Origin of the sequence: Nocardioides sp. (assembly GCF_035697785.1) — a bacterium.
In the GTDB taxonomy this organism is placed as follows: domain Bacteria; phylum Actinomycetota; class Actinomycetes; order Propionibacteriales; family Nocardioidaceae; genus Nocardioides_B.
Genome location: NZ_DASSCL010000012.1, coordinates 49,449 through 71,330, shown reverse-complemented (window position 1 = coordinate 71,330; position 21,882 = coordinate 49,449). Strand labels below are relative to the sequence as shown.

General features: G+C 72.8%; 19 protein-coding genes and 1 tRNA gene. 12 read left to right on the top strand and 8 right to left on the bottom strand.

Features of this window, described 5'->3' with window-relative positions; translation table 11 throughout:
* Positions 1 to 264 (top strand): sulfite exporter TauE/SafE family protein (locus VFH10_RS02050; protein WP_325125429.1); only part of this gene is annotated, 264 nt, incomplete at its 5' end.
* A gap of 1 nt (position 265) precedes the next feature.
* On the opposite strand, the gene VFH10_RS02045 is transcribed toward VFH10_RS02050, so the two are convergent.
* Entirely contained in the window at positions 266 to 952 is a 687-nt protein-coding gene (locus VFH10_RS02045; protein WP_325125426.1) for a hypothetical protein, read from the bottom strand.
* A gap of 347 nt (positions 953 to 1,299) precedes the next feature.
* On the opposite strand from VFH10_RS02045, the gene VFH10_RS02040 reads away from it, so the two are divergent.
* On the top strand, positions 1,300 to 2,355 hold the full coding sequence (locus VFH10_RS02040; protein WP_325125425.1) for an AbrB family transcriptional regulator: 1,056 nt from the start codon (positions 1,300 to 1,302) through the stop codon (positions 2,353 to 2,355).
* Between the two features lie 3 nt (positions 2,356 to 2,358).
* Here VFH10_RS02040 and VFH10_RS02035 read toward each other — a convergent pair whose 3' ends face one another.
* Positions 2,359 to 3,333 carry a D-2-hydroxyacid dehydrogenase family protein gene (locus VFH10_RS02035; RefSeq protein WP_325125423.1) on the bottom strand — a complete coding sequence of 325 codons (975 nt, stop codon included), beginning with the start codon at positions 3,331 to 3,333 and terminating at the stop codon, positions 2,359 to 2,361.
* Positions 3,334 to 3,377: 44 nt separating this feature from the next.
* Positions 3,378 to 4,571, bottom strand: a complete 1,194-nt coding sequence (locus VFH10_RS02030; RefSeq protein WP_325125421.1) for an aminoglycoside phosphotransferase family protein — start codon at positions 4,569 to 4,571, stop codon at positions 3,378 to 3,380.
* A gap of 283 nt (positions 4,572 to 4,854) precedes the next feature.
* Here VFH10_RS02030 and VFH10_RS02025 point away from each other — a divergent pair, with 283 nt between their 5' ends.
* From VFH10_RS02025 to VFH10_RS01990, 8 genes are read left to right on the top strand one after another with little or no spacing between them, the layout of a single operon-like run.
* Positions 4,855 to 6,708 (top strand): ABC transporter ATP-binding protein, encoded by a 1,854-nt coding sequence (locus VFH10_RS02025; RefSeq protein ID WP_325125419.1) that lies wholly within the window; start codon positions 4,855 to 4,857, stop codon positions 6,706 to 6,708.
* Positions 6,705 to 7,685, top strand: a complete 981-nt coding sequence (locus VFH10_RS02020) for an NAD-dependent epimerase/dehydratase family protein (protein WP_325125417.1) — start codon at positions 6,705 to 6,707, stop codon at positions 7,683 to 7,685. The genes VFH10_RS02025 and VFH10_RS02020 overlap by 4 nt, the downstream gene beginning before the upstream one ends.
* Positions 7,682 to 8,779 (top strand): glycosyltransferase family 4 protein, encoded by a 1,098-nt coding sequence (locus VFH10_RS02015; protein ID WP_325125415.1) that lies wholly within the window; start codon positions 7,682 to 7,684, stop codon positions 8,777 to 8,779. The genes VFH10_RS02020 and VFH10_RS02015 overlap by 4 nt, the downstream gene beginning before the upstream one ends.
* Positions 8,772 to 10,121: a glycosyltransferase family 4 protein gene (locus VFH10_RS02010; protein WP_325125413.1), complete on the top strand. Its 1,350-nt coding sequence runs from the start codon at positions 8,772 to 8,774 to the stop codon at positions 10,119 to 10,121. Before VFH10_RS02015 ends, VFH10_RS02010 begins: the two co-directional genes overlap by 8 nt.
* Positions 10,118 to 11,962, top strand: coding sequence for an alginate lyase family protein (locus VFH10_RS02005; protein ID WP_325125411.1), 1,845 nt, complete (start codon positions 10,118 to 10,120; stop codon positions 11,960 to 11,962). Before VFH10_RS02010 ends, VFH10_RS02005 begins: the two co-directional genes overlap by 4 nt.
* Positions 11,959 to 13,242, top strand: coding sequence for an aminoglycoside phosphotransferase family protein (locus VFH10_RS02000; protein ID WP_325125409.1), 1,284 nt, complete (start codon positions 11,959 to 11,961; stop codon positions 13,240 to 13,242). Before VFH10_RS02005 ends, VFH10_RS02000 begins: the two co-directional genes overlap by 4 nt.
* The gene (locus VFH10_RS01995) at positions 13,239 to 14,411 is read left to right on the top strand and encodes a glycosyltransferase family protein (RefSeq protein WP_325125407.1); all 1,173 of its coding nucleotides are present in this window, start codon (positions 13,239 to 13,241) and stop codon (positions 14,409 to 14,411) included. The genes VFH10_RS02000 and VFH10_RS01995 overlap by 4 nt, the downstream gene beginning before the upstream one ends.
* Positions 14,408 to 15,151, top strand: coding sequence for a polysaccharide deacetylase family protein (locus VFH10_RS01990; protein ID WP_325125406.1), 744 nt, complete (start codon positions 14,408 to 14,410; stop codon positions 15,149 to 15,151). The genes VFH10_RS01995 and VFH10_RS01990 overlap by 4 nt, the downstream gene beginning before the upstream one ends.
* 106 nt (positions 15,152 to 15,257) lie before the next feature.
* Here the strand turns inward: VFH10_RS01990 and VFH10_RS01985 are convergent, their stop codons facing one another.
* Positions 15,258 to 15,728 (bottom strand): hypothetical protein, encoded by a 471-nt coding sequence (locus tag VFH10_RS01985; RefSeq protein WP_325125404.1) that lies wholly within the window; start codon positions 15,726 to 15,728, stop codon positions 15,258 to 15,260.
* Positions 15,729 to 15,808: 80 nt separating this feature from the next.
* Positions 15,809 to 17,086, bottom strand: coding sequence for a nucleotide sugar dehydrogenase (locus tag VFH10_RS01980; RefSeq protein WP_325125402.1), 1,278 nt, complete (start codon positions 17,084 to 17,086; stop codon positions 15,809 to 15,811).
* Between the two features lie 116 nt (positions 17,087 to 17,202).
* Here VFH10_RS01980 and VFH10_RS01975 point away from each other — a divergent pair, with 116 nt between their 5' ends.
* Positions 17,203 to 18,510, top strand: coding sequence for a phosphotransferase (locus tag VFH10_RS01975; protein ID WP_325125400.1), 1,308 nt, complete (start codon positions 17,203 to 17,205; stop codon positions 18,508 to 18,510).
* 9 nt (positions 18,511 to 18,519) lie between these two features.
* Here VFH10_RS01975 and VFH10_RS01970 read toward each other — a convergent pair whose 3' ends face one another.
* Entirely contained in the window at positions 18,520 to 19,764 is a 1,245-nt protein-coding gene (locus VFH10_RS01970; RefSeq protein ID WP_325125399.1) for an aminoglycoside phosphotransferase family protein, read from the bottom strand.
* 193 nt (positions 19,765 to 19,957) lie between these two features.
* On the opposite strand from VFH10_RS01970, the gene VFH10_RS01965 reads away from it, so the two are divergent.
* Positions 19,958 to 21,304 carry a DUF2252 domain-containing protein gene (locus VFH10_RS01965; RefSeq protein ID WP_325125397.1) on the top strand — a complete coding sequence of 449 codons (1,347 nt, stop codon included), beginning with the start codon at positions 19,958 to 19,960 and terminating at the stop codon, positions 21,302 to 21,304.
* A gap of 42 nt (positions 21,305 to 21,346) precedes the next feature.
* On the opposite strand, the gene VFH10_RS01960 is transcribed toward VFH10_RS01965, so the two are convergent.
* Both VFH10_RS01960 and VFH10_RS01955 read right to left on the bottom strand, forming a co-directional pair.
* Entirely contained in the window at positions 21,347 to 21,565 is a 219-nt protein-coding gene (locus VFH10_RS01960) for an amphi-Trp domain-containing protein (protein WP_325125395.1), read from the bottom strand.
* Positions 21,566 to 21,794: 229 nt separating this feature from the next.
* Positions 21,795 to 21,867, bottom strand: a tRNA-Arg gene (locus tag VFH10_RS01955).
* Positions 21,868 to 21,882: the final 15 nt, after the last annotated feature.

Sequence of the window (21,882 nt, the reverse complement as noted above, 5' to 3'; positions counted from 1 at the left end):
TTCCTGGCGCTCGGGCTCGACATCCCGCTGCAGTCGATCAACGCGCTGAAGAACCTCGCGATCCTGTCCGCCAACATCGCCGCGACCGTCGTGTTCGTCTTCGCGGCCCCGCTCGACTGGGTGATCATCGGCCTGATCGCGTTGGGGTCGCTCGTCGGCGGCTGGCTCGGTGCCCATCTCGGTCGTCGGCTGCACCCGACGGTGTTCCGAATCCTCGTCGTCGTCTTCGGGTACGCCGTCGCGATCCGGTTGCTGGTGGGCTGAGCTAGCCGCTGACCGGTACCTCCTCGGTGCCGTGCAGCAGCTGCCGCTGGCCCAGCTTGAGGAACTCGCGGGTGAGGTCGCCGAGCTGTCGGACCGTGGCGTCCCAGGCCTGGTCGTGGGCCGAGTCCGGGTCCCTCACGAGGTCAACGGCCAGCCCTCTCACCTCCCAGCACAGCTGGCCCACGCGTTCGGCCAGCGCACTCGTCTCCTCTGTGCCGACGAGTCGGGCGTCGGCGGCCGCCGCCTGTGCGGACTCGTAGTGCGCGACCACGTCGGCCCGGTCGAAGCCGTCGGGAAGCCGACCTTCCTGGACGACGAACAGCTGCACGTCTCGCAGGGCCACGCGCGTGGTCCGCGCCTGGCGCACCAGCTCGCGGTAGGCGCTGCGCCGCTCCCGCTGGAGGAACTGCTCACTGTCGTGCTGAAGCTGCTTGTTCGCCAGCAAGACCTGAGTGGTGAGCGTGCGTTCGGCCGTCGAGGCCGCCGTGACCTGGGCCCACATGCTGATCACGAGAGTGACCAGAATGGCCACGATCGCCGTACCTGCCTGCCGGGAGGCGGCGACCGCCTGGGTCCGCGTCGCCTCCGTCCGCTGCCGCTCGACATCCATCTCGAAGACCAGGCGGGTCCTCTGCAGCTCGATCTCCTGCGCCCGCAGGTCGAGCCCCTCGCGCTCGGCGTCGTCCATGGCACACCTCCCCGTAGTGGGAGGCGACGGGAGGAACGGTCGGGAGCGGCGCCCTCGGAACCCGGGTGCGAGCTCGAGAGACGTCTCGTCGTCGTCGCACCCCCGATGTCCACTCTGGTCTCGCGATTGTCACCCCGCGGCCCCACGGTTGTAAAGCAACCTGTCCCGTTCCGGTTGGGGCTTGTCCTTAGCTCCCCAGGGGATCTCCCGCTCCCCGTGGTGAACTCCCCGCGGGAAGGGGTGGATTACCACGGGACCGTGGTAATTGGCCCCCGCACGCCCCCCGAACCGTCTCACCACCACGCGGTCTCCCGGTCGGGATCGATCGTCGCCCTAGGGTGGGCCGGGTGCTGAAGCGCTGGATGCTCCTGCTGGGCCTGGTCGCGGCGGCAACGGCGGTGCTGTACCTGGTCGGGGCGCCGGCACCGTTCCTGATCGGCGCGCTCCTCGGCGGTCTCCTGGTGGCCGCGTTCGCGACGGCTCCGGACATCCCCGCGGCGGCGGGCACGTTCGGCCAGGTCATGATCGGCGCCTCCGTAGGAACGCTCGTCACCGTGGACCTGCTCGGGGACCTGGCCCGGCACGGCTGGGTGATCGGGTTCGCCCTCGTCGGCACGCTGGCCACCAGCCTCGCCTGGGGGCAGGTGCTCCGCTACCAACCGGGCGTCTCGGCCGTGACGGCGAGCTTCGCGTCCATCGCCGGTGGCGCCTCGGGGGTGGTCGCCACCGCGCGCGACGTCGGCGCCGACGAGCCCGTGGTCGCAACCATCCAGTACCTGCGCGTGCTCGTCGTGCTCTTCACGATGCCGGTCGTCGCGAAGCTGTTCGACCCGGCGGCGAGCGCGTCCGGCGGCGGCCCGGCGGCGGTCGGTACGACGTGGGGCGCCTATCTGTTCACCGCGGTCACCCTCGCACTGGGCTTCGCGGTGCTGCGGTTCCTCGACTTCCCCGGCGCCGCCGTGCTGGTCCCGATGCTGGTCGCCTCGGTACTGGTCGCCACCGGTTGGTTCGCCGACCCCGTGGTCCCCGATCCGCTGCTCAACGCCGGCTACCTCGCCATCGGGGCACAGGTCGGCCTCAAGTTCACCCCCGCGACGCTGCGCATCATCGCCCGGTTGATGCCCCTCGCCCTGGTCCAGGTCGCCGGCACGATCCTCACCTGTGCCGGCATCGGCTACCTGATGGCCCGGCTCACCGACATCGACCAGCTCGACGCCTACCTCGCCACCACTCCCGGCGGGCTGTACGCCGTGGTCGCGGTGGCGATCTCCACGGGAGCCGACACCGGTCTGGTGTTCACGCTGCAGGTGCTGCGGCTGTTCGGGTCGCTGCTGCTGGTGCCGGTGCTGGCGCGACTGCTACGGCCGCCACCCGGCGACGACCCGGACGCGCGATCGGCGTAGCGCTCAGGTGAGCACCCCCAACGGCGAACCATCGAGCCAGCCGACGACGTCCTCGACCGCCTCGGTGTACCGCTGCGCGTAGGCCTGCTCGGTGACGTAGCCGATGTGGGGAGTGGCGATCACGTTCGGCGTGGTCCGCAGCGGGTGGTCGGCAGGCAGTGGCTCCTGCGCGAAGACATCGAGGGCGTCGCCGGCGATGACACCGTCACGCACCGCGTCTAGCAGGGCCTCCTCGTCGCAGATCGGCCCGCGGCTGGTGTTGACGAGCCAGGCGGTCGGCTTCATCAGGCCGAACTCGCGCCGGCCCACCAGGCCGCGCGACCGGTCACCCAGCACCAGGTGCAACGACACGAAGTCCGACTCCACGAGCAGGTCGTCGAGGGACGCGGCCCTCCGCACACCGACCTCGGCGCAGCGCTCGTCGGTCAGGTTGTGGCTCCACGCCACGACGTCCATGCCGAAGGCGCGGGCGTACTCCGCCACCCGGGCACCGAGGCGGCCCAGCCCGACGATGCCGAGGGTCCGGCCCTGCAGCGCGGTGCCGAGCGTGGTCATCCAGCCACCCTCGCGGACGTTCTGGATCTCGACGTCGAGCCGGCGGGCGGCTGCCATCAACAGGGCCCAGGTGTGCTCGGCCGCTTCGTACGCCCCGCCGCCGGTGCCGCACACCGTGACGCCGAGGTCGCGCGCGGCCTCCAGGTCGATCGCCGCGTTGCGCATCCCGGTCGTGACCAGGAGACGCAGGTTCGGAAGCCGCTCGAGCACGCTGCGCGGGAACGGCGTCCGCTCCCGCATCGCCACCGCGACGGTGAACCCGGAGAGCCGGTCGACCACCGCGTCCTCACCCCCGAGGTGCTCGTGCAGCACGGTGATGTCCGCCCGGGCACGCAAGGGTGACCAGTTCGCCACCGACAGCGCGACGTCCTGGTAGTCGTCGAGCACGACCACACCGACCCGGTCCTGGTCCTCAGCACGCATGGCGGCCATTGTGTCGCCGACCACGCACGGCTCTCACGCGAGCGTCACCGCAGGGCGGCCAACGACGGGGCGAGCTCGCCAAGCTGGCGACGGGCCCGCTCCTCGCCGTCAGGGGCGAGCCCGGCGGCCGCCCGCGCGGCGCGGCCGAGACCCTTGTGCACGAGGTAGAGCTCCAGCCGTGCCGGATCGGGCTCACCGGCGACCGAGCGGAACCCGTCGAGGACCGCGTCGCGCAGCGCGGCACCCGAGGCACGCGCGCCCGACGTGGCGAGCAGCTCGACGACGAACGTCGCCAGGTCGAACTCCGGCTCCCCCATCGCGAACCGGTCGAAGTCGATGAGGCCCAGCCGGCCGGCGTCGTCGACGAGCCACTGCCCCAGGTGTGCCGCCCCGTGGATCGGGACGAGGCTCGCGGGACCGAGGCGTTCATGCGCGCTCATGAGGACCTCGAGCGCGCGCATGAAGTCGTCGGTCAGGGCCGGCACGGCGTCGGCCCCGCGGCCGAGCTGTCGCCGCGTCCGGGCCAGCTGGCGTGCGGAGTCGTCGACCCGGCTCGGCAGCAGCCCCGAGACGGCGAGCTCGCCGAGCGACGTGCCCACCCGACGCGACAGGCGCTCACCCTCGGGGCCGGCCAGCAACGGCTCGAGCGGCGCGCCCGGCACCACGCCGTACCAGCTCGACCGGGTGCGCTCGACCCAGCCGTGCGGCTCGGCGACCGCGAACGAGAGCACGCCCGACACCGACGCCTGCCACCGTTCGGCCGCCTCCACCTGGTCGTCGGCCTCGTCGGAGAACACCTTGACGAAGCGCGCCCCGGCGTCGGTGCCACCGCGCACCGTGCACCGGTCCCCGGGGTGGTAGCGCGCGACCCGGGGGCTGTCCAGCGACGACAGCACCTCCTGCAGTCCGGGCAGGGCCGAGTCGTCCGCGCAGGCCACCACCTCGACACGGCCGAGGTCGCCGGCGTCCGCGGCTGCCACCGCGCGGTCGTCATCCGCCTCGAGCAGCCGGACCTGCACGGTCGGCACACCCGGTGCGTCGTACACCAGCAGCGCCCACGGCGAACGCTTCGGCCGAAGCTTCCCATAGGTCCGGCGCCACGGTCCGGCCACATCGAGGCCGCGCTGCACCGCCCACGCGTCGAGATGGGGCTCGACGGCTCCGGCCGCCAGCAGCTCGAGGCGGTGCCGGTACGGCGCGCGGCCGGCGGCGGTCGCAGCTTCGGAGACGACGTCCATGCCGGCCAGTCTCGCCCGGTTCCACCCGGTTCCGACAGTGCTAGCACCTTCGTCCAATGGCTGCTGCGACGAGCACCGCCGCATGATGAAAGCCGAGCCACCACGACAGCACCCGGGGCTCTCTGTGACGAGCACGCAGACCGGCTCCGAACGCCCGGGCCGGCTCGACCGTCGCCATGAGAGGGGGCTCGGTGATCAGCACTCGCGTCTCCCCGGCCCGCCACGCGCGACGTCTCGTGGTGCTCCTCGCGCACTGGTTGTGCGGCCCGGCTCGGAGCCACCGATGACCCGGACAGCGGCCACCCCGGCGCCCCCGCGGAGCCCCGCGCTGCGGCTGCTCTGGGACCACGCCCGCCGGCACTGGCCGGCGCTCACCGGCGCAGCGGCGTCGACCGTCGCGCTCACCGCCGCGCAGCTTGCGGCCCCGTGGCCGTTGAAGATCGCGATCGACTCGCTGGTCACCGACCGCGGCACGCGCTTCGAGCTCGACAGCGGGGACATCTCACTGTTGCTGGGACTGGCCGCGCTGGTGCTCGGGATCGCCGCCGTGAACGCCGCGGCCGCGTTCTTCTCCGAGTTCTGGCTGAACCGGTCCGGGGAGCAGATCGTCCACGACCTGCGGACCGCCACCTACGAGCACCTGCAGCGGCTGTCGCTGATGTTCCACTCCAGCCGGCACACCGGCGACCTGGTCGCCCGGGTCACCGGCGACGTGAACGCGGTCGGCGACCTGTTCGCCCAGACCCTCGGGACGCTCGCGTCGGCGTCGATGGTGCTGATCGGGATGTTCGCCGTGACGTTCTGGCTCGACCCGCTGCTCGCGTTCGTCGCCTTCCTCGTCACGCCGGCCCTGTTCGTGACGACCATGCACTACCAGAAGCGCATCCGGCAGATGGCCCGCAGCCAACGGGCCAAGGAGGGTGAGATCGCCTCGCTGGCGACCGAGGCCCTCTCCGCGATGCAGGTGATCAAGGCGTTCGGCACCGAGCGATTCGAGCACGACCGGGTGCAGCAGCGCAGCGCCGAGCGGCTCGCGGTCGGCGTGCAGAGCTCCCGGGTCGAGGCCCGGTTCGGGGCCTGGGTCGACATCCTCGGCGCCGTGGCCACCGCGCTCGTGCTCGCGCTCGGGGTGCTCTCGGTCGCCGACGGCCGGATCACCCCCGGCGACCTCGTCGTCGTGGTGGCCTACACCAACAAGCTCTACAAGCCGCTGAAGGACATCGCCAAGCAGGCCAGCCGGGCCGCCCGTGCACTCGCCCGGCTCGAGCGGATCGCCGAGATCCTGTCCTCGGACATGGTCCTCGTCGACGGCAGCGACGGTCCGATGCCCGACCACCGGGCCGCGGGGACGATCGACCTCGACGACGTGCACTTCCGCTACATCGAGACCCGGCCGGCCCTGAACGGTGTGACGCTGCACATCCCGAGCGGGTCCCGCCTGGCCCTCGTCGGTGAGTCCGGCGCCGGCAAGTCCACGGTCGGCGCCCTGGTCGCCCGCTTCTACGACCCGAGCCAGGGCACGGTCAGCGTGGACGGCCGGGACGCCCGCGAGTGGCCGCTGCGCTGGGTGCGCACCCAGGTCGGCGTGCTGCTCCAGGACACCATCCTGTTCAGCGGCACCGTGCGCGAGAACATCGCCTACGGCACCGACGCCGACGACGAGCAGATCGAGGCGGTCGCGCGCGCCGCGGACGCCTTGAAGTTCATCCGCTCCCTGCCCGACGGCTTCGACACGATGCTCGGGCCCGGCGGCCTCGGCCTGTCCGGCGGCCAGCGACAGCGCATCGGCATCGCCCGGGTGCTGCTCCGCGACCCGCCGATCCTGGTGCTCGACGAGCCCACGACCGGGCTCGACGCGGAGAGCGAGCAGCAGGTGATGGCCGGGCTGCAGCGTCTGATCGAGGGCCGCACCACGATCCTGATCACGCACTCGACCGCGCTGGCCCGCAGCGCCGACCAGGTCGCGGTGATGTCGAACGGGATGGTCCTCGAGCAGGGGACCCCGGCGCAGCTGCTCGCCGACGACTCCGCCTTCGCCCGGCTGACGGGCACCCAACAACGACTCGACCTCACGGGCACGGACTCGGCCTTCTTCGCGGCCCGCGTCCCCGACGACAAACATGTGGAGCGGACATGACCAGCACACCTCGACGACGGGCGGTCGTGACCGGCGCCGCCGGCTTCATCGGCTCACACCTCTGCGAGCGTCTGCTCTCGGACGGCTGGTCGGTGACCGGCATCGACTGCTTCACCGACTACTACCCGCGGGCGGACAAGCTGGCGAACCTCACCGAGCTGACCGGGGAGCCCCGGTTCGACCTGCTCGAACGGGACCTGGTCCGCGAGGGCTGGGAGGAGTCGTTCGCCGGCGCGACGGCCGTGTTCCACCTCGCCGCCCAGGCCGGCGTCCGGGACAGCTTCGGTGCCAGCTTCGGCTACTACGCGAGCAACAACCTCGTGGCCACCCAGCGCGTGTTCGAGGCCGCGGAGTCGGCCGGCGTCGCCCGCGTCGTCTGGGCGTCGTCGTCGTCGGTGTACGGCGACGCGGAGGCACATCCGTGCCGCGAGCCCTCGACGCCGACCCGGCCCCGGTCGCCGTACGGCGTGACCAAGCGAGCCTGCGAGGACCTGGCCCGGGTCTACCGCAGCCACGGCCTGGCCACCGTCGGCCTGAGGTACTTCACCGTCTACGGCCCCCGACAGCGTCCCGACATGGCGATGCGACGGATCTGCGACGCCCTCGTCACCGGCGGCAGGTTCCCGCAGTTCGGCGACGGGTCGCAGTCGCGCGACTTCACGTTCGTGACCGACGCGGTCGACGCCACCGTCCGCGCCGCACACGCGGAGACCACCAGCACCGACGTCTACAACGTCGGCGGCGGTGAGGAGGCGACCCTCTCGAGGGTGATCGCCACGCTCGAGAGGATCGCCGGGCGCCGCCTCGACCTGGACCGGCAGCCCGCGCAACGGGGCGACGTGGTCAGGACCTCGGCCGAAGTGTCGCTGGCCCGCCGGGACCTCGGCTGGAACCCGGTCGTGTCCCTCGACGACGGCCTGGCCGCCGAGCTCGCCTGGGTGGAGGCCCGGCAGCCGATGGAGGCGGGGGCCGCATGACCGCCCGCGTCGCGGTGGTGATGAGCGGCTTCCCGCGGACCTCGGAGACGTTCGCCGTCGGCGAGCTTGTCGCCCTGGCACGGGCCGGGATGCTCACCCGCCTCTACGCCACCAAGCCTGGCGACGGCGCGACCCCCCAGCCCGGCGTCGACGAGCTGCGTCCGCTGCTCCGGATGCTGCCGGACGGCGACGCGACCCAGCAGGCCGCGGCGCTCGTCGCCGACCTCGGGGACGAACGCGTGCACGGCGTGCACGGCTACTTCGCGCACCGTCCCGCGGAGGTGGCTGCGCACGCCGCGGCCAGGCTCGGCGTCGACTACAGCTTCAGCACCCATGCGCTCGACGCCCGCAAGGTGCCCGCCGACGAGCTGGCCGCCCGGGCCCGCGGCGCCGCTGGCGTGGTCGCCTGCAACCCCGACGTCGCGCAGCACGTCCGCGTGCCCGGCGCGGCCGTGCGCTTGCTGCCACACGGCGTCAACCTCCGGAGGTTCCGCCCCGAGGCCGGACCCCCGGGCGGCGGACCGCTGCGGGTGCTGGCCGTCGGCCGCCTGGTCGAGAAGAAGGGCTTCCCCACCCTGGTCGACGCCGTGGCCCGACTGCGGGTCCCGGTGCAGCTGCGGATCATCGGCACCGGCGCCGAGCAGGCCGCCCTCGCCGAGTCCGTGCGCCGCAAGGGCGTGGCCGGCCACGTCGTGCTCGCCGGCCGCCGGTCACACGCCGAGCTGCCCGGCCACTACGCCTGGGCCGACGTCGTGGCCGTCCCGTCGGTGGTCGACCGCGCGGGAGACCGCGACGGCCTGCCCAACGTCGCGCTCGAGGCGATGGCGTCCGGCCGGCCGCTGGTCGTCTCCGACGTGGCCGCGCTCGGTGGCACGGTGCGGGCCGCGCGCGGCGGCCTCGTCGTACCTCCGGGAGACAGCGCGGCGCTCGAAGCCGCCCTGCACCGGCTGACCGACCCGCGGCTGCGGGCCGCCCTGGGCGCGGCCGGCCGCCGCTACGTCGAGCAGCACTTCGACCTCGACACCTGCACCCGGCTGTTCGTCGAGCACCTCGCCGACCTGCACGCACGTACGCCGGAGCACGCCGATGCCTGAACCCGCCGCTCCCGACATCCCCGGCACCACCGGGCGGGTGGCCTACGTGCTGAAGGGCTACCCCCGCCTCTCCGAGGTGTTCATCGCCAGCGAGATCTACCGCGTCGAGCGGCTCGGCGTCCCGCTGCGCCTGTTCGTCCAGAAGGCGGCCGACGAGGACGTCCACCACGACGTCGTACGCCGGGTCCGGACGGCCCCGGAGTACCTGCACCAGACGTCCTCGCTGTCCGCCGCCGGTGCGCCGCGCTGGCTCGCGGACAACTTGGCGACCTTCCGGCCCGCGCTGCTGCGGACCGCGCGCCGGCACCCGCTGCGGCTGCTGCGTGCCGCCGGCCTGGCGCTGGCGCAGGCAGTGCGGGCCCGGAAGGGCCTCCTGGCGCCGCCCCGCAAGATCTACGTCAAGGAGCTGCTGCTGGCGGTCGACCTGGCCGACCGCATCGACTCGGCCGGGGACGTGGCCCGGCTGCACGCCCACTTCGCTCACGGGGCGACCACCGTGGCCTGGCTCGCTGCCACGATCACCGGACTGCCGTTCTCGTTCACCGGCCACGCCAAGGACATCTACACCGACGAGCTCAACCCGGCCGGGCTGCTCCGCCGCAAGATGGACGCCGCATCGTTCGTGGTCACCTGCACCGAGGCCAACCGGCGGCACCTCCACGCGCTCGGCTCGCGGACCCCGGTGCACGTCGTCTACCACGGGCTGAACGCCGACTTCGAGAAGCTGGTCGCCGACGGGGTACGCCGCGTCGAGCCGGACCGGGTCCGGCTGCTGGCCGTCGGCCGGCTGGTCCGCAAGAAGGGGCTCGACACCTTCGTGGACGCCTGCGCGCTGCTGCGCGGCCGCGGTGTCGACTTCGAGGCGGTGATCGCCGGGGAGAGCGGTGACCACGAGGCCGAGGTCCGGACGCGCGTCGACGAGGCCCACCTGGGGGACCGGGTCTCGTTCCTGGGTCCGCTGACCCAGAGCGGCCTGTTCGAGCAGTACTCCCGGGCCAGCGTGTTCGCGCTGCCCTGCCGAGTGCTCGCGGACGGCGACCGCGACGGGATCCCGAACGTGCTGATGGAGGCGATGGCCTGCGGCCTGCCGGTCGTCACCACAGGAGTCTCCGGCATCACCGAGCTGGTGCACGACGGCGAGAACGGCCTGATCGTCGAGCCGGACCGCCCCGCCGAGCTGTCCGACGCCCTGCACCGGCTGGTCAAGGACCCCGATCTCGCCCAGCACCTCGCCGACGAGGGTCGCCGCACCATCGCCGACCACTTCGACGCCTCGGCGACGGCCGCCCGGATGGCCGCGCTGCTGACCGGCGCCCCGACCGGCCCGGAGCGGCGCCGATGAGATCCGCCTCACCGGTCCCCGCGCACACCGGGGCGGTCGCCGCCGGGCGGGTCCGACCCCGCCAGGTCTACTCCCCGATCGCGCACCTCTACCGCGACCCGCAGGTGGCCGCCGACGCCGTGACCGGCCGGTTCCGGTACGCGGGGGAGACCCTCGACCTGGGCATGCCACCGGACTGGCGCACCGGCGGCCTCGCCCACGACGAGGAGTGGCACATCGAGTGGAGCAAGTTCTACTTCGGGCTGGACCTCTCGCACGCGTACGGCGCCACGGGAGACCCGGCCTACCTCGACGCCTGGCAGGCCCTGGTGTCGAGCTGGATAGACCAACAGGCGCCCGACGTCGACACCAGCGACATCACTGCCCGCCGGCTGCAGAACTGGCTCTACGCCTGGCAGGGCTTCGACAGCGTCGACGGCTTCCCGGGCCTCGACCCCGCCGTGCAGGAGCGGGTGCTCGCCAGCATGTCCGCGCAGCTCGACCACGTCACCGCGGAGCTGACCCCCGAGCGCAACCACCGCACGCTCGAGCTGTTCGCGCTCCTGGTGGTCTCCCTCGGCCTGCCCGTCCTCGACCCCGACGGCGACCGGGGCGAGCAGGCCTGGACGGCCCTGCAGGACAACCTGCTCACCGACGTGTGGGCGGACGGGGTGCACCGGGAACGGTCCACCCACTACCACCTCATCGCGCTGCGCTCCTTCCTCGGTGCGCGCGTCAACGTGACCCGCTTCGGCGGCCGGGTGCCCCCGGCGTACGACGAGCGGCTGCGCGCCGCCTGCCGCTTCGGCCTGCACCTGCACCGCCCCGACGGCCAGATCCCGGCCTGGTCCGACAGCGACTCAGGCAGCTATCTCGACCTGCTCGCGCTCGCGGCCGACGTGCTCGACGACGACGAGATCCGCTACGTCGCGACCCGGGGACGGGCCGGCACGCCGCCTCCCGAGCGCTGCGCGGACTTCCCGGTGGCCGGATACCACGTGCAACGCAGCGGGTGGGGCGAGCGCGGCGAGCCGTACGCCGACGAGCGGTTCCTGATGTTCGGCTGCGGTCCCCTGGGCGACGGCGGGCACGGGCACTACGACGCGCTGTCGCTCGAGGCCTACGGCCTCGGGCACCCCCTGGTCGTCGACCCCGGTCGCTACACCTACGCCGAGGGCGAGCCGAACTGGAGACACTGGTTCAAGGGCACCGCCGCGCACAACACGGTGACCGTCGACGGTCTCGACCAGCAGCCCTACCGCCTCGGCAAGCCGAAGGGCCCCAAGCTCAGCTGCCGGCTCCTCGACCGTCGCTCGCTCGACGGCGCGGACCTGCTGCACGGCGAGGTGACAAGCCCGTCGTACGACGCCGTGCACCGGCGGGCGATCCTTTTCGTGGCACGCGACTACTGGCTCGTCCTCGACCGGCTCCGCGGCGAGCAGCCGCACGACTACGCACTGCGCTGGCACCTGGCGTACGACGACGCGCCGACCGTCGAGCGGCTGCCCGGCGGCATCACCCGGGTGAGCACGCCGACCGTGCACCTCGACCTCACCGGAACTCCGCGGTCGTCCCTGCCCGTCGCCGTCGAACCCGGCTGGGTCTCGACCGAGTACGGCATCAAGTCCCCGGCGCCCGTCGTCGTCGCGTCCCCGAAGCGCGCGCATGAAGTCACGCTGCTCACGCTGCTGACGCCCCGCCGCGCGGGACGCTCGCCACGGTTGCGGTCGGCAGACCTGGCAACGGGCGCCGTGGTCGTCGAGCTCGCCGACGGGACGACCGACCGGATCCACTGGCACCCGGACCGTCCGGATGCCCCGCAGCTCTCGCTGGCCCCGCGCGCCGAGGCGGCGACACCGTGACCGCCACCCTCCGCACCTCGCCGGGGCTGGCCCGGGACCCGGCCCTACCCCGGCGTGACGACCTGCTCGACGAGGAGCTCGTCGCCGCGCGTCTCCAGGGACTGGACCGAGAGCCGCGCACTGTCGCCGGCTGCGTCCGGGTCCGGGCGAGGTACCGCCCCGGCGAGAGCCTGCGCACCACCTACCGGCTCGTCGACGAACGCGGCGACAGCCGGCTGGTGAGCGCCCGGATGTTCACCGCCGCGAAGGCTCCCGCGAAGTTCCTGCTCGCGCGCGACGAGGCCGCCCGGCAGGGCGCACCCGACGACTCCGTGCTCCTCGACGAGCCCATGAACACGGTCTTCTGGGTGTTCCCGCAGGACCGCAAGCTGCGCGGCCTGGACCGGCTCACCGACCCGCCCGAGGAGCTGCGGGCCGTGTTCGGCCGGCCGTGGCTGCGCAGCGAGCTGGTCGCCTACACCCCGGAGAAGGCCGCGACCGTGCGCTGCTCCGACGCCGGCGGTGTCACGGTCGGCTTCGCCAAGGTGCACGCCGGCGACGATGGTCGGCACAGCGTCGACACCCTCGCCGCCGTGCGGCGGAGCCTGCCGCCGGCCGGTGGGCCGACCCTGCCGGAGCCGGTGGGCTACCTGTCGGACCTGCGGATGTCGTTGCTGTCCCCCGTGCCCGGCCAGGCGCTGCACCACCTGCCGCGCGCCGAGGTGCCCGCGGCGATGGCGGCGCTCGGCGAGACGCTCTCGATGCTGCATCGCGGGTCGGTGGCCGCGCTGCCGCCGTTCACCCGCCTCGACCCGGACCGGCTCACCACGGCCGGCGTACTCCTGCAGACGGCGCGGCCCGACCTCGCCGACCTCACCGGAGCCGTCGTGTCCGCACTCCTGGCCGCCCCGCGCCGCCCGGCGCCGGCCGCGCTCCTGCACGGCGACCTGCACCCCAAGAATGTGCTCGTCCACGACACCGGCATCGGGCTCGTCGACCTCGACCAGGCCGCTGCCGGACCCGCCGGCGCCGAGCTCGGCGGCACCCTGGCCCGGCTGTGGTGCCCGCGCCCCCACGACCCGATCGACCCGGACACTGCGGCGGCCGCCGCCGACGCGCTGCTCGCCGCGTACGCGCGGCCGCCGAGTGCGGACGACCTGCGCTGGTTCGCCGCCGCGGCGCTGCTCGTCGAGCGCGCCGTCCGCGCGGTCAGCCGCGTGGACGTGGCGACACTGGCCGAGCTCGAGCGGGTGCTCAGCACCTCCCTGGAGTGGGCGACCGAGGGGGCGCACCCGAGATGACCCGGCCGCGACTGCTCTTCTACTGCCAGCACTCGGTCGGGCTGGGACACCTGGTCCGCTCGGTCAACCTGGTCGACGGGCTGGCCGAGGACTTCGACGTGACCCTGCTCAACGGCGGCCCGTGGCCGACCGACCTGCCGCAGCCCGACGGCGTCGACATCGTGCACCTCCCGGCGCTGGGCCTCGACGCGGACTACGCGCTGGTCAGCCGTGACGAGCGCTACACGGTCGAGGAGGCGGTGGACCTTCGCCGGTCGATGGTCCTGGACTCGTTCCGGGCGACCGCTCCCGACGTGCTGCTGGTCGAGCTGTTCCCGTTCGGTCGCAAGAAGTTCCGCACCGAGCTGATGCCCCTGCTGGAGCTGGCCAGGTCCACCCGCCCCGCGCCGCTGGTCGCTTGCAGCCTCCGCGACATCCTCGTCGGCAGCCGTCGCGACCAGCAGGGCCACGACGACCGGGCCAGCCGGATCACGAACGAGTTCTTCGACGCGGTGCTGGTGCATGCGGACGACCGGTTCGCGACGCTCGAGGAGACCTTCCACCCGACCGTGCCGCTGCGCACACCGGTGCACTACACGGGCTTCGTCCGCGGTCCCGTCGACCGCGACCCGACGCGCGCCCGCGAACCGCGGGTGCTGGTCTCGGCCGGCGGTGGCCTGGTCGGCGCGCCGCTGTTCCGCGCCGCGGTCGACGCGCAGCCCCGGTGGCTCGCGGACCACGGGCTGCGCACCCTCATCGTCACCGGACCGTTCCTGCCCGAGCCCGTGGTCGACGAGCTCGCGGTCCGCGCCGCGGCGAGCGACGGGCTGGACGTCGTGCGCTACCTCCCCGACCTCGGCGGCGAGATGGCCGCCTCGGCGGTGTCGGTGAGCCAGGCCGGCTACAACACCACGATGGACATCCTCGGAAGCACGACGCCGGCGGTGGTCGTGCCGTACGGCGAGGGGCGCGAGGACGAGCAGGCCGAACGCGCCGGTCGGCTGGAGCGACTCGGCGCGCTCCGCGTGCTCGACCCGGACCGGCTGTCCGGCGACACCCTCGCCGACGCGGTCGGCTCCGCGCTCGACTGGTCGCCGCTGTCCGTCCCGCTGGCCCTCGACGGTCGCACCCGTACGCCGGCGCTGCTCCGCTCGCTGCTCCCGGCCCGGGACGCGGAGCCGGTCCGGTGACCGGCTGGCTGGACCCGCTGCGGGCGGTCCTCGACTCCGCCGAACGGCCCGTGACGTTCTTCTTCCGCGACGACGACGCCGGCTGGGACGACGAGGCACTGGCGGCGCTGCTCGACGTGTTCGGCACGTCCGGCGTACCGCTGGACGTGGCGGCCATCCCCGAGGCGATGAGCCCGCACACCGTGGACCTGCTCGCGAGTCGTCGGGAGAGCGGCCGCAACGACCTGACCGTCCACCAGCACGGCCTCGCCCACGTCAACCACGAGCCGGAGGGCCGCAAGTGTGAGTTCGGGCCGAGCCGGTCGGCCGAGCAGCAGGCCGACGACATCGCCCGCGGCCGCGACCTGCTGCACTCGATGATGGGCGACCTGCCGGCGGTGTTCACGCCACCGTGGAACCGGTGCGCGCCGTGGACCGCCGAGGTGCTGCGCGACCTCGGGTTCGCGGTACTGTCCCGGGACCTGTCGGCGGGCCTGGCCGGGGTGGACGGGCTGGTCGAGCTGCCGATCACGGTCGACTGGTACGCCAAGCGCACGAAGGTGCCCGTGGACCGCGCCGGCCGTGGCGAGCTGCTCGCCGAGAGCGCTGCCGGCCCAGGCCCGGTGGGGTTGATGCTGCACCACGAGGTGATGGGCGAGGACGACCGTGCCGATCTGGCGGACCTGCTCGACCTGGTGGCCGGCCACACCGCGGCTGCCACCGATCACCTCGACCGGCTGGCGCTCACGCGGGTCCGCTGATCACCCACCGGACAGGTCCGCGAGGACCTCCGCGATCATCCGGTGCCCCTGTGCCTCGAACGTGGGGTCACCGACCTGGTGCGCCCAGCAGGCCGTGCCGATCGCCTCACCGACCCGCTGGCGCGATGCGGTGCTCTCCGTCCAGGTAGCGCAGCGCCCGCTCGGCCTCGCGTCGCTGCTGGTGGAGGTCGGTCACGGCGTGCTGACCGTGCAGCAGCGCGAGAAGCTCGCCGGCCTGCCGGAAGGCGTCCGGGTCGTCGACGTGCGGGCTGTCGAGGAGCAGTCGCCCCGGCACGTGCCGTGTTACCAGCATCTTCGCCTCGACGTCCGCTTCCACGAGGAGTGGGGCGCGGCCACGCGACGTCCACGGCTCGAGCCAGTGCCGGTGCGCCCACACCTCGCGGTCGATGTGGTGGTCGGACTCAGCGCCCGCCTTGACGACGTACCGCTGTCCCTCGTGCTCGATCTCGAGAACACGGCGACCCACCGACCCCCAGCTGTGGTCGGCGACCAACGTTGCACCGGGGAGCCAGCGCTCCAGCAGACGTCCCTGCTGCTCGGGCAGCTGCTCGATCATCCGGACACCCTGGCACGCGGTGCCATCGCCCACGCGCGCGTGCCCGCCCGACGCGGAGTCTCCGCACGAGACAGATCCGCTCAGAGCCGGAACACGTGCTCGGCATGGTGCCCCGCCGTCAGGTTCCGGGTGTCGAAGAGCCGTCGGCTGTGCCGGACAATCATGGCCGGGTCGTAGGCCGCGTGGTCGGTGTGGACCACCACGAGGTCCGCCGCGGCCAGCTCCTCGGCGGTCAGCTCACCGTCCACCGCCACGCCCCCCGAGTCGGGGACCTGGTCGGCCCTCACGTGCGGGTCGTGCCAGCGCACCAGCGCGCCGTGGCTCGCCAACCGGCGCATCAGTACCGGCGCGGGGGACTCGCGCATGTCACCGAGATCCTTCTTGTAGGCGACGCCGAGCACCAGGATGCGCGAGCCCGAGACGGACTTCTGCACGCCGTTGAGCAGGTCCGCGATCCGCGACGCGACGTACACCGGCATGCGGTCGTTGATCTCGCCGGCCAGCTCGACGAAGCGGAACGGGTACCCGAGGCGGCGTACCCGCCAGGAGAGGTACGACGGGTCGACCGGGATGCAGTGCCCGCCGACACCCGGGCCGGGCGTGAAGGGTGCGAAGCCGAACGGCTTGGTGGACGCCGCGCCGATCGACTCCCACAGGTCGATGCCGAGCTCGTCGCAGAAGATCGCCATCTCGTTGACCAGTGCGATGTTGACGTGCCGGTAGGTGTTCTCCAGGAGCTTGGCCATCTCGGCCTCGCGCGGTCCGGACACCCGGTGCACGTGGTCGATGAACGACGAGTAGAACGCGGAGGCGGCGTCGCCGGCCGCGGGTCCCAGGCCGCCGACGACGCGCGGGGTGTTCTCCAGCGAGTACACCGGGTTGCCCGGGTCGATCCGCTCGGGCGAGAAGACCAGGTGGTAGTCGTCCGGAGCACGCAGACCGGTGGCCGCCGCCAGCCGGGGGGCCACCCGCTCCTCCGTGGTGCCGGGGTAGGTCGTGGACTCCAGGATCACCATGCCGCCCGGCCGGAGCGCACCGGCGACGACGTCGACCGCGGCGTCCACCATCGAGAGGTCGGGGGTCTTCTCCTCCAGCGGCGTGGGCACGCAGATCACGAACGTGTCGCTGCCGGTCACCTCGGCTGGGTCGTCGGTGAACGACAGCCGCCCGCTGGCGAGCGCCTTCTCGAGCAGGCGGTCCTCGACGTCCTCGACCGGGCTCCTTCCCTGGCGCAGCCCGGCCACCCGGCCCCGGTCGGGGTCGTACCCGACGACCCGGTGCCCGGCACCTGCCGCCGCGCACGCGAGGGGCAGTCCGACGTACCCGAGACCGAGGACGCACACGTTTCTCGGCGTCACGACACCACCTCCTGAGGACGGTTCGAGTCTCGCCCGGCCCCGGAGGTGCGGGTAGTGAACTTTGGTCCTAGGACGTGTGGTGCGGCCTCAGGTCCGTTGCAGAATGGGGCTCCCCGGTGGTCGGGGAGTCCGTACGACGGGAGACGCCGGTGTGGCTGCCCAACCTGGCTGACGAGTCGTGGCTGGCCGACGTCGTGACGGCCCACGCGGCGGCGCTGGGGGTGGCCGGCCCGGTCGACTCCGTGCGGCTGCTCGATGCGCGACTGACGCATCCGCATCGCCCCGAGTCAGCGCTGTGCCGGGGCTGGGCGACATGCGTGGTCAGCCCGCGGGACGGCGCCGCGGCTGAGCTCTACGTGAAGGGCTTCCCCGACGACGACACCACCGAGGAGGCCTGGCGACGGGACCGGGTCACCCGACCGCACGCACGCAGCGTGCGGCTGCCCGGGCACGACCTGGTCGTGTGGCCGTTCCCCGACGACCCGCATCTCCCGTCCGTACCGATCCTCGTCGACCCGCGTCGGGTCGCCGACGTGCTTCCGCCACCGGTCCGCGAGGTCCTCGGTGCGGGCGAGCCGCGGACGACCGTCGTCCGCTACCAGCCGGAGGCCAGCATCACGCTGCGCCTCGACACCGGTGGGGACGGCGCGCCAGCCGTTTTCGCCAAGCACCTCGCCGACGGGGAGGTGAAGGCCGCAGGCACGCGTCACGAGGCCGTCTGGCACGCGGCCCGCGACCACGACCACCTGCGGGTGGCAGAGCCGCTCGCCACGGATGACCACCTCGGAGTGCTGTGGACCCGGGGCGTACCAGGACTCCCGCTGACCACCGCTGTCGCACCGTCCGAGCTCGTGGACCTGGCAGTCGCGATGGGTGCGACCCTCGCCGCCTTGCACCGCACACCGACCGACGCGCCGTTGCTGACCGTCGACGCGCTGCTGGCCGAGATGGACAAGAAGGCGGGCAAGCTCTCCCGAGCCCATCCGGCGGTGGGCCCGACCGTCTCCCGGATGGTGACCGCGGCCGCGCGGCGCCGGACCCACGTTCGCGACGAACAGGTCGTCACGCTGCACGGCGACTTCCACCTCGACCAGCTCGTGTCCTCGGACGCCGGACCGGTGGTCGTCGACCTCGACTCGATGGTGCGGGGGGCGAAGGAGGTGGACCTGGCCGAGTTCCTCGTCGACCTCGCGCTGCGCGGGCTGCCCGACGACGTCGTCCGCAGCGTTGGACGAAGGCTGCTGGCGTCGTACGCCGATGCCGCCGACAGGGAGATCGACCAGGCCCTGCTGGAGACCTGCGCGGACGCGGAGTTCGTGAACCGCTGCTACCGGCACCTGCGCCGGCACGCGAACGGATGGCAGGACGCCCTCACCGCCGAGCTGGAGCGGCACGCCGACGTGGTCGCGCTGCTGCGCGGGTGAGCGGCGAGGTCAGCCGAGCCCGTCGTCCAGGTCGACGAGCCGGTCGAGCACTGCCTCCGCCTCGCCCGGCGCGACCCGTCCCTTCATCAGCCGCTTCCCAAGCTCGTTGAGCTGCAGCAGCGTGAGGTACCACCGCCACCGGTCGCGGTCGACCGGCTCGCCGGCCCGGGCGGCGTACGCGTCGAGATAGGTACGTCGCGCCTGCCCGGCCTCGACCGCGGCCAGTCTCAGCTCGCGCGGCATCCCGACGAACATGGCGGCGACGTCGGACAAGGGGTCGGCGTACCTGCTGTCGTCGAGGTCGATGACCGACCAGCCGCTCGGGTCGCAGAGGATCTGGCCGGGCAGGAAGTCGCCCTGGCAGAACCTGAGGCCCTGGTCATCGGGCGCCTTGCGCGCCAGGTCGGCGCGGATCGACTCCGCCCGGCCGGCGGCAGACGGCACGAACATCGCGATCCGGTCGACGGCCTCCCGCGCGTCGCGCAGCCAGTCCGCGACGCGTCGCACCGGCAGTCCCTTCACCTCGAGCTCCTGGAGCGAGCGGTGCAGCCCGCCGAGGTGGACCATCGCGTCGCCGAGGTCGAGGCCGGCGATCGCGACGTGCAGCGGCCGGCCCGGCAGCTCCTCGAGGTAGAGCGTGTGCCGTGGGGGCTCGAGCCGGAGCAGTCGCGGCACGCGCGGCGCGGCCGGGCGCCGGGCGGCGGCCTGGTTGACGGCCAGGAACGCGACCGCCGCGCGGTTCAGGCCGCCGGTCCGCTTGGTCTTCGCGATGACCCGGTCGGGCAGTCCGGCGCCGTCGAGCAGCCGGTAGGTGAGCCGACGCAGCGGGATGTAGCGCAGGATCTCCACCTGCTCGGCCCGCCCGTCCCGTCGCAGCGGTCCGTCCGGGTCGTCGAGCCAGGACAACACCGGCTCGGACGGGAACTCGTGGACGCGAAGACCTTCGGGATCGTCCCGGCAGTACAGCGTGCGCGCGCCGTAGCCCCAGGCGGTGGTGGGATCGGCCCCCTGCATGGACCAGTAGAACCGCTCCATCTCGGCAGCGCCGCCCGACCCACGCACGGCCCGGAGCTCGGCGTGCACGGTGAGACCCCGGCCGTCGTACCGCTCGACCTCGGCCTCGACCAGTGGCCGCAGCCGTTCGAGCAGCGGGCGGACGGGCGCCCCGGGCTCGACGGCGCTGAAGAAGCCGGTCGGCATCACGCCGCCACCGCCGCGCTCGCCCGCTGGCCCATGCGCGGATGCTACGCCCACGTTCCGGAGGGTCAGCCCGTCGAGACCCGGCGCCGAATCACCTCGCCCTGGTGATGCGCCGGCGCGCCGAATGCCCTGGGATGAAGGAGTGACATCGGTCCAGGACCCGACAAACATGACGACTCCGCCAACCGGGCAACACCCCCGCCCCGAGTCGCCGTCACGGGCGGATCGAGCGGCGCAGGGAAAGGCAGTGCGCTCGGCCGTGCCTCGCGGGGTGCACGGCGAGTGGCAGCCGTCCCCGGACCGGCCGGACCCGGTGCAGCTGCTTGAGGAACAGGCGCGGACCCGACTGCCGGAGCTGGTGCCGCTGCGGTACTCGCGCATGCTGGTCTCCCCGTTCACGTTCTTCCGTGGTGCGGCGTACCTGATGGCCGCGGATCTTGCCGACACCCCACGCACCGGCCTCACCGTGCAGCTGTGCGGCGACGCGCACCTGTCCAACTTCGGGACGTACGCCGCGCCGGACCGCCGGCTCGTCTTCAGCCTCACCGACTTCGACGAGACGCTGCCCGGCCCGTTCGAGTGGGACGTGAAGCGACTGGCGGCCAGCTTCGCCGTCGCCGGCCGGGACCGGGGCTTCGACGCCGAGCAGCGCGCGGTTGCCAACCTGGCCGTGGGCGAGTCCTATCGGCAGGCGATGCGCGAGCTGGCCCGGATGCGGAGGCTCGAGGTCTGGTACGCCCGCCTCGACGTCGAGGACCTCGCTGCGCTGGTCAGGAAACGGATGAAGCCCGACCAGGTGAAGCAGTTCGAAAAGAACATGGCGAAGGCTCGCGCGAAGGACAGCCTCAAGGCGTTCGACAAGCTCGTCGAGGTCGTCGACGGACGCCCACGACTGATCGGCGACCCACCGTTGGTGGTCCCGCTGGAGGATCTGCTGCCCGACCACGACCGCCGGGACATCGAGGAAGGCCTGCAGGCGCTGGTCCGCTCTTACGGCAGCACCCTGCGCACCGACCATCGAAAGCTCCTGGAGGGCTTCCACTTCGCCGGCGCCGCCCGGAAGGTGGTCGGCGTCGGGAGCGTCGGCACTCGCGCCTGGATCCTGTTGATGCTCGGGAACGACGTCCACGATCCGTTGTTCCTGCAGGCGAAAGAGGCGGAGGCGTCCGTGCTCGAGCCGTTCCTCGGGCCGAGCACCTACGAGAACCACGGCCAGCGCGTCGTGGAGGGTCAGCGGACCATGCAGGCCGCCAGTGACATCTTCCTGGGCTGGATCCGCACGACCGGGATAGACGAGCAGGATCGGCACTTCTACGTGCGGCAGCTCTGGGACGGCAAGGGGTCCGCTGTCGTCGAAGCCATGAGTCCATCGCTGTTGGAGAGGTACGCGCGACTTTGTGGCCGGACGCTCGCGGGCGCACACGCACGGTCCGGTGACCCGGTCGCCATCGCGGCGTACCTCGGCAGCAGCGACGTGTTCGACCAGGGCCTCGCCGTCTTCGCCGAGACGTACGCCGACCAGAACGAGAGGGACTACGCCGCGCTCGAGGCTGCCGTCGCCTCCGGCCGGGTCGAGGCCGCTGCGGGCGAGTAGCTCAGCGCCACCGTACCGGCGCCCGCATGCACCGGCACGCCGTCACCACTTGAGCTCGATCTCCAGCTCTCGCTCGTCATCCCCGATCTCGACCTCCAGCTTGAAGTCGACCTCGTCCGGCACCCGCACCTTGAACTTCAGGCCACCGCGGTCGAACTCGACTTCGTTGTTCTTGGCGAGCGCCTCGCCCAGGGCGATCAGGCGTGCGGCCGCCTCCTCGCGGCCGAGCCGCTCGTTCTCGGAGATCTCCACCAGGTCCATTCCGGCCTCCTCGTTCACGTGAGTGTTGCTCGGTCAGCCCTCGCGGGCCGACCCAGTGGCTAGCACGCTACGAGCGGGATCCTCGGCGCGGCAACGCCCAGAGCGGGTGAGGAGCGCTCAGCCAACCGGCGCTGCTTGGAGGCGGCCAGCGTCCCGGTCGCCTCCGCGCTGGGGTCGCAGGCGCACGAAACCCCAGGCCACGGGGGAGGGACCTGGGGTTCGTGTGGAGCGCGCCTGAAGGGATTCGAACCCCTAACCTTCTGATCCGTAGTCAGATGCTCTATCCGTTGAGCTACAGGCGCACGGCCGATTGGCCT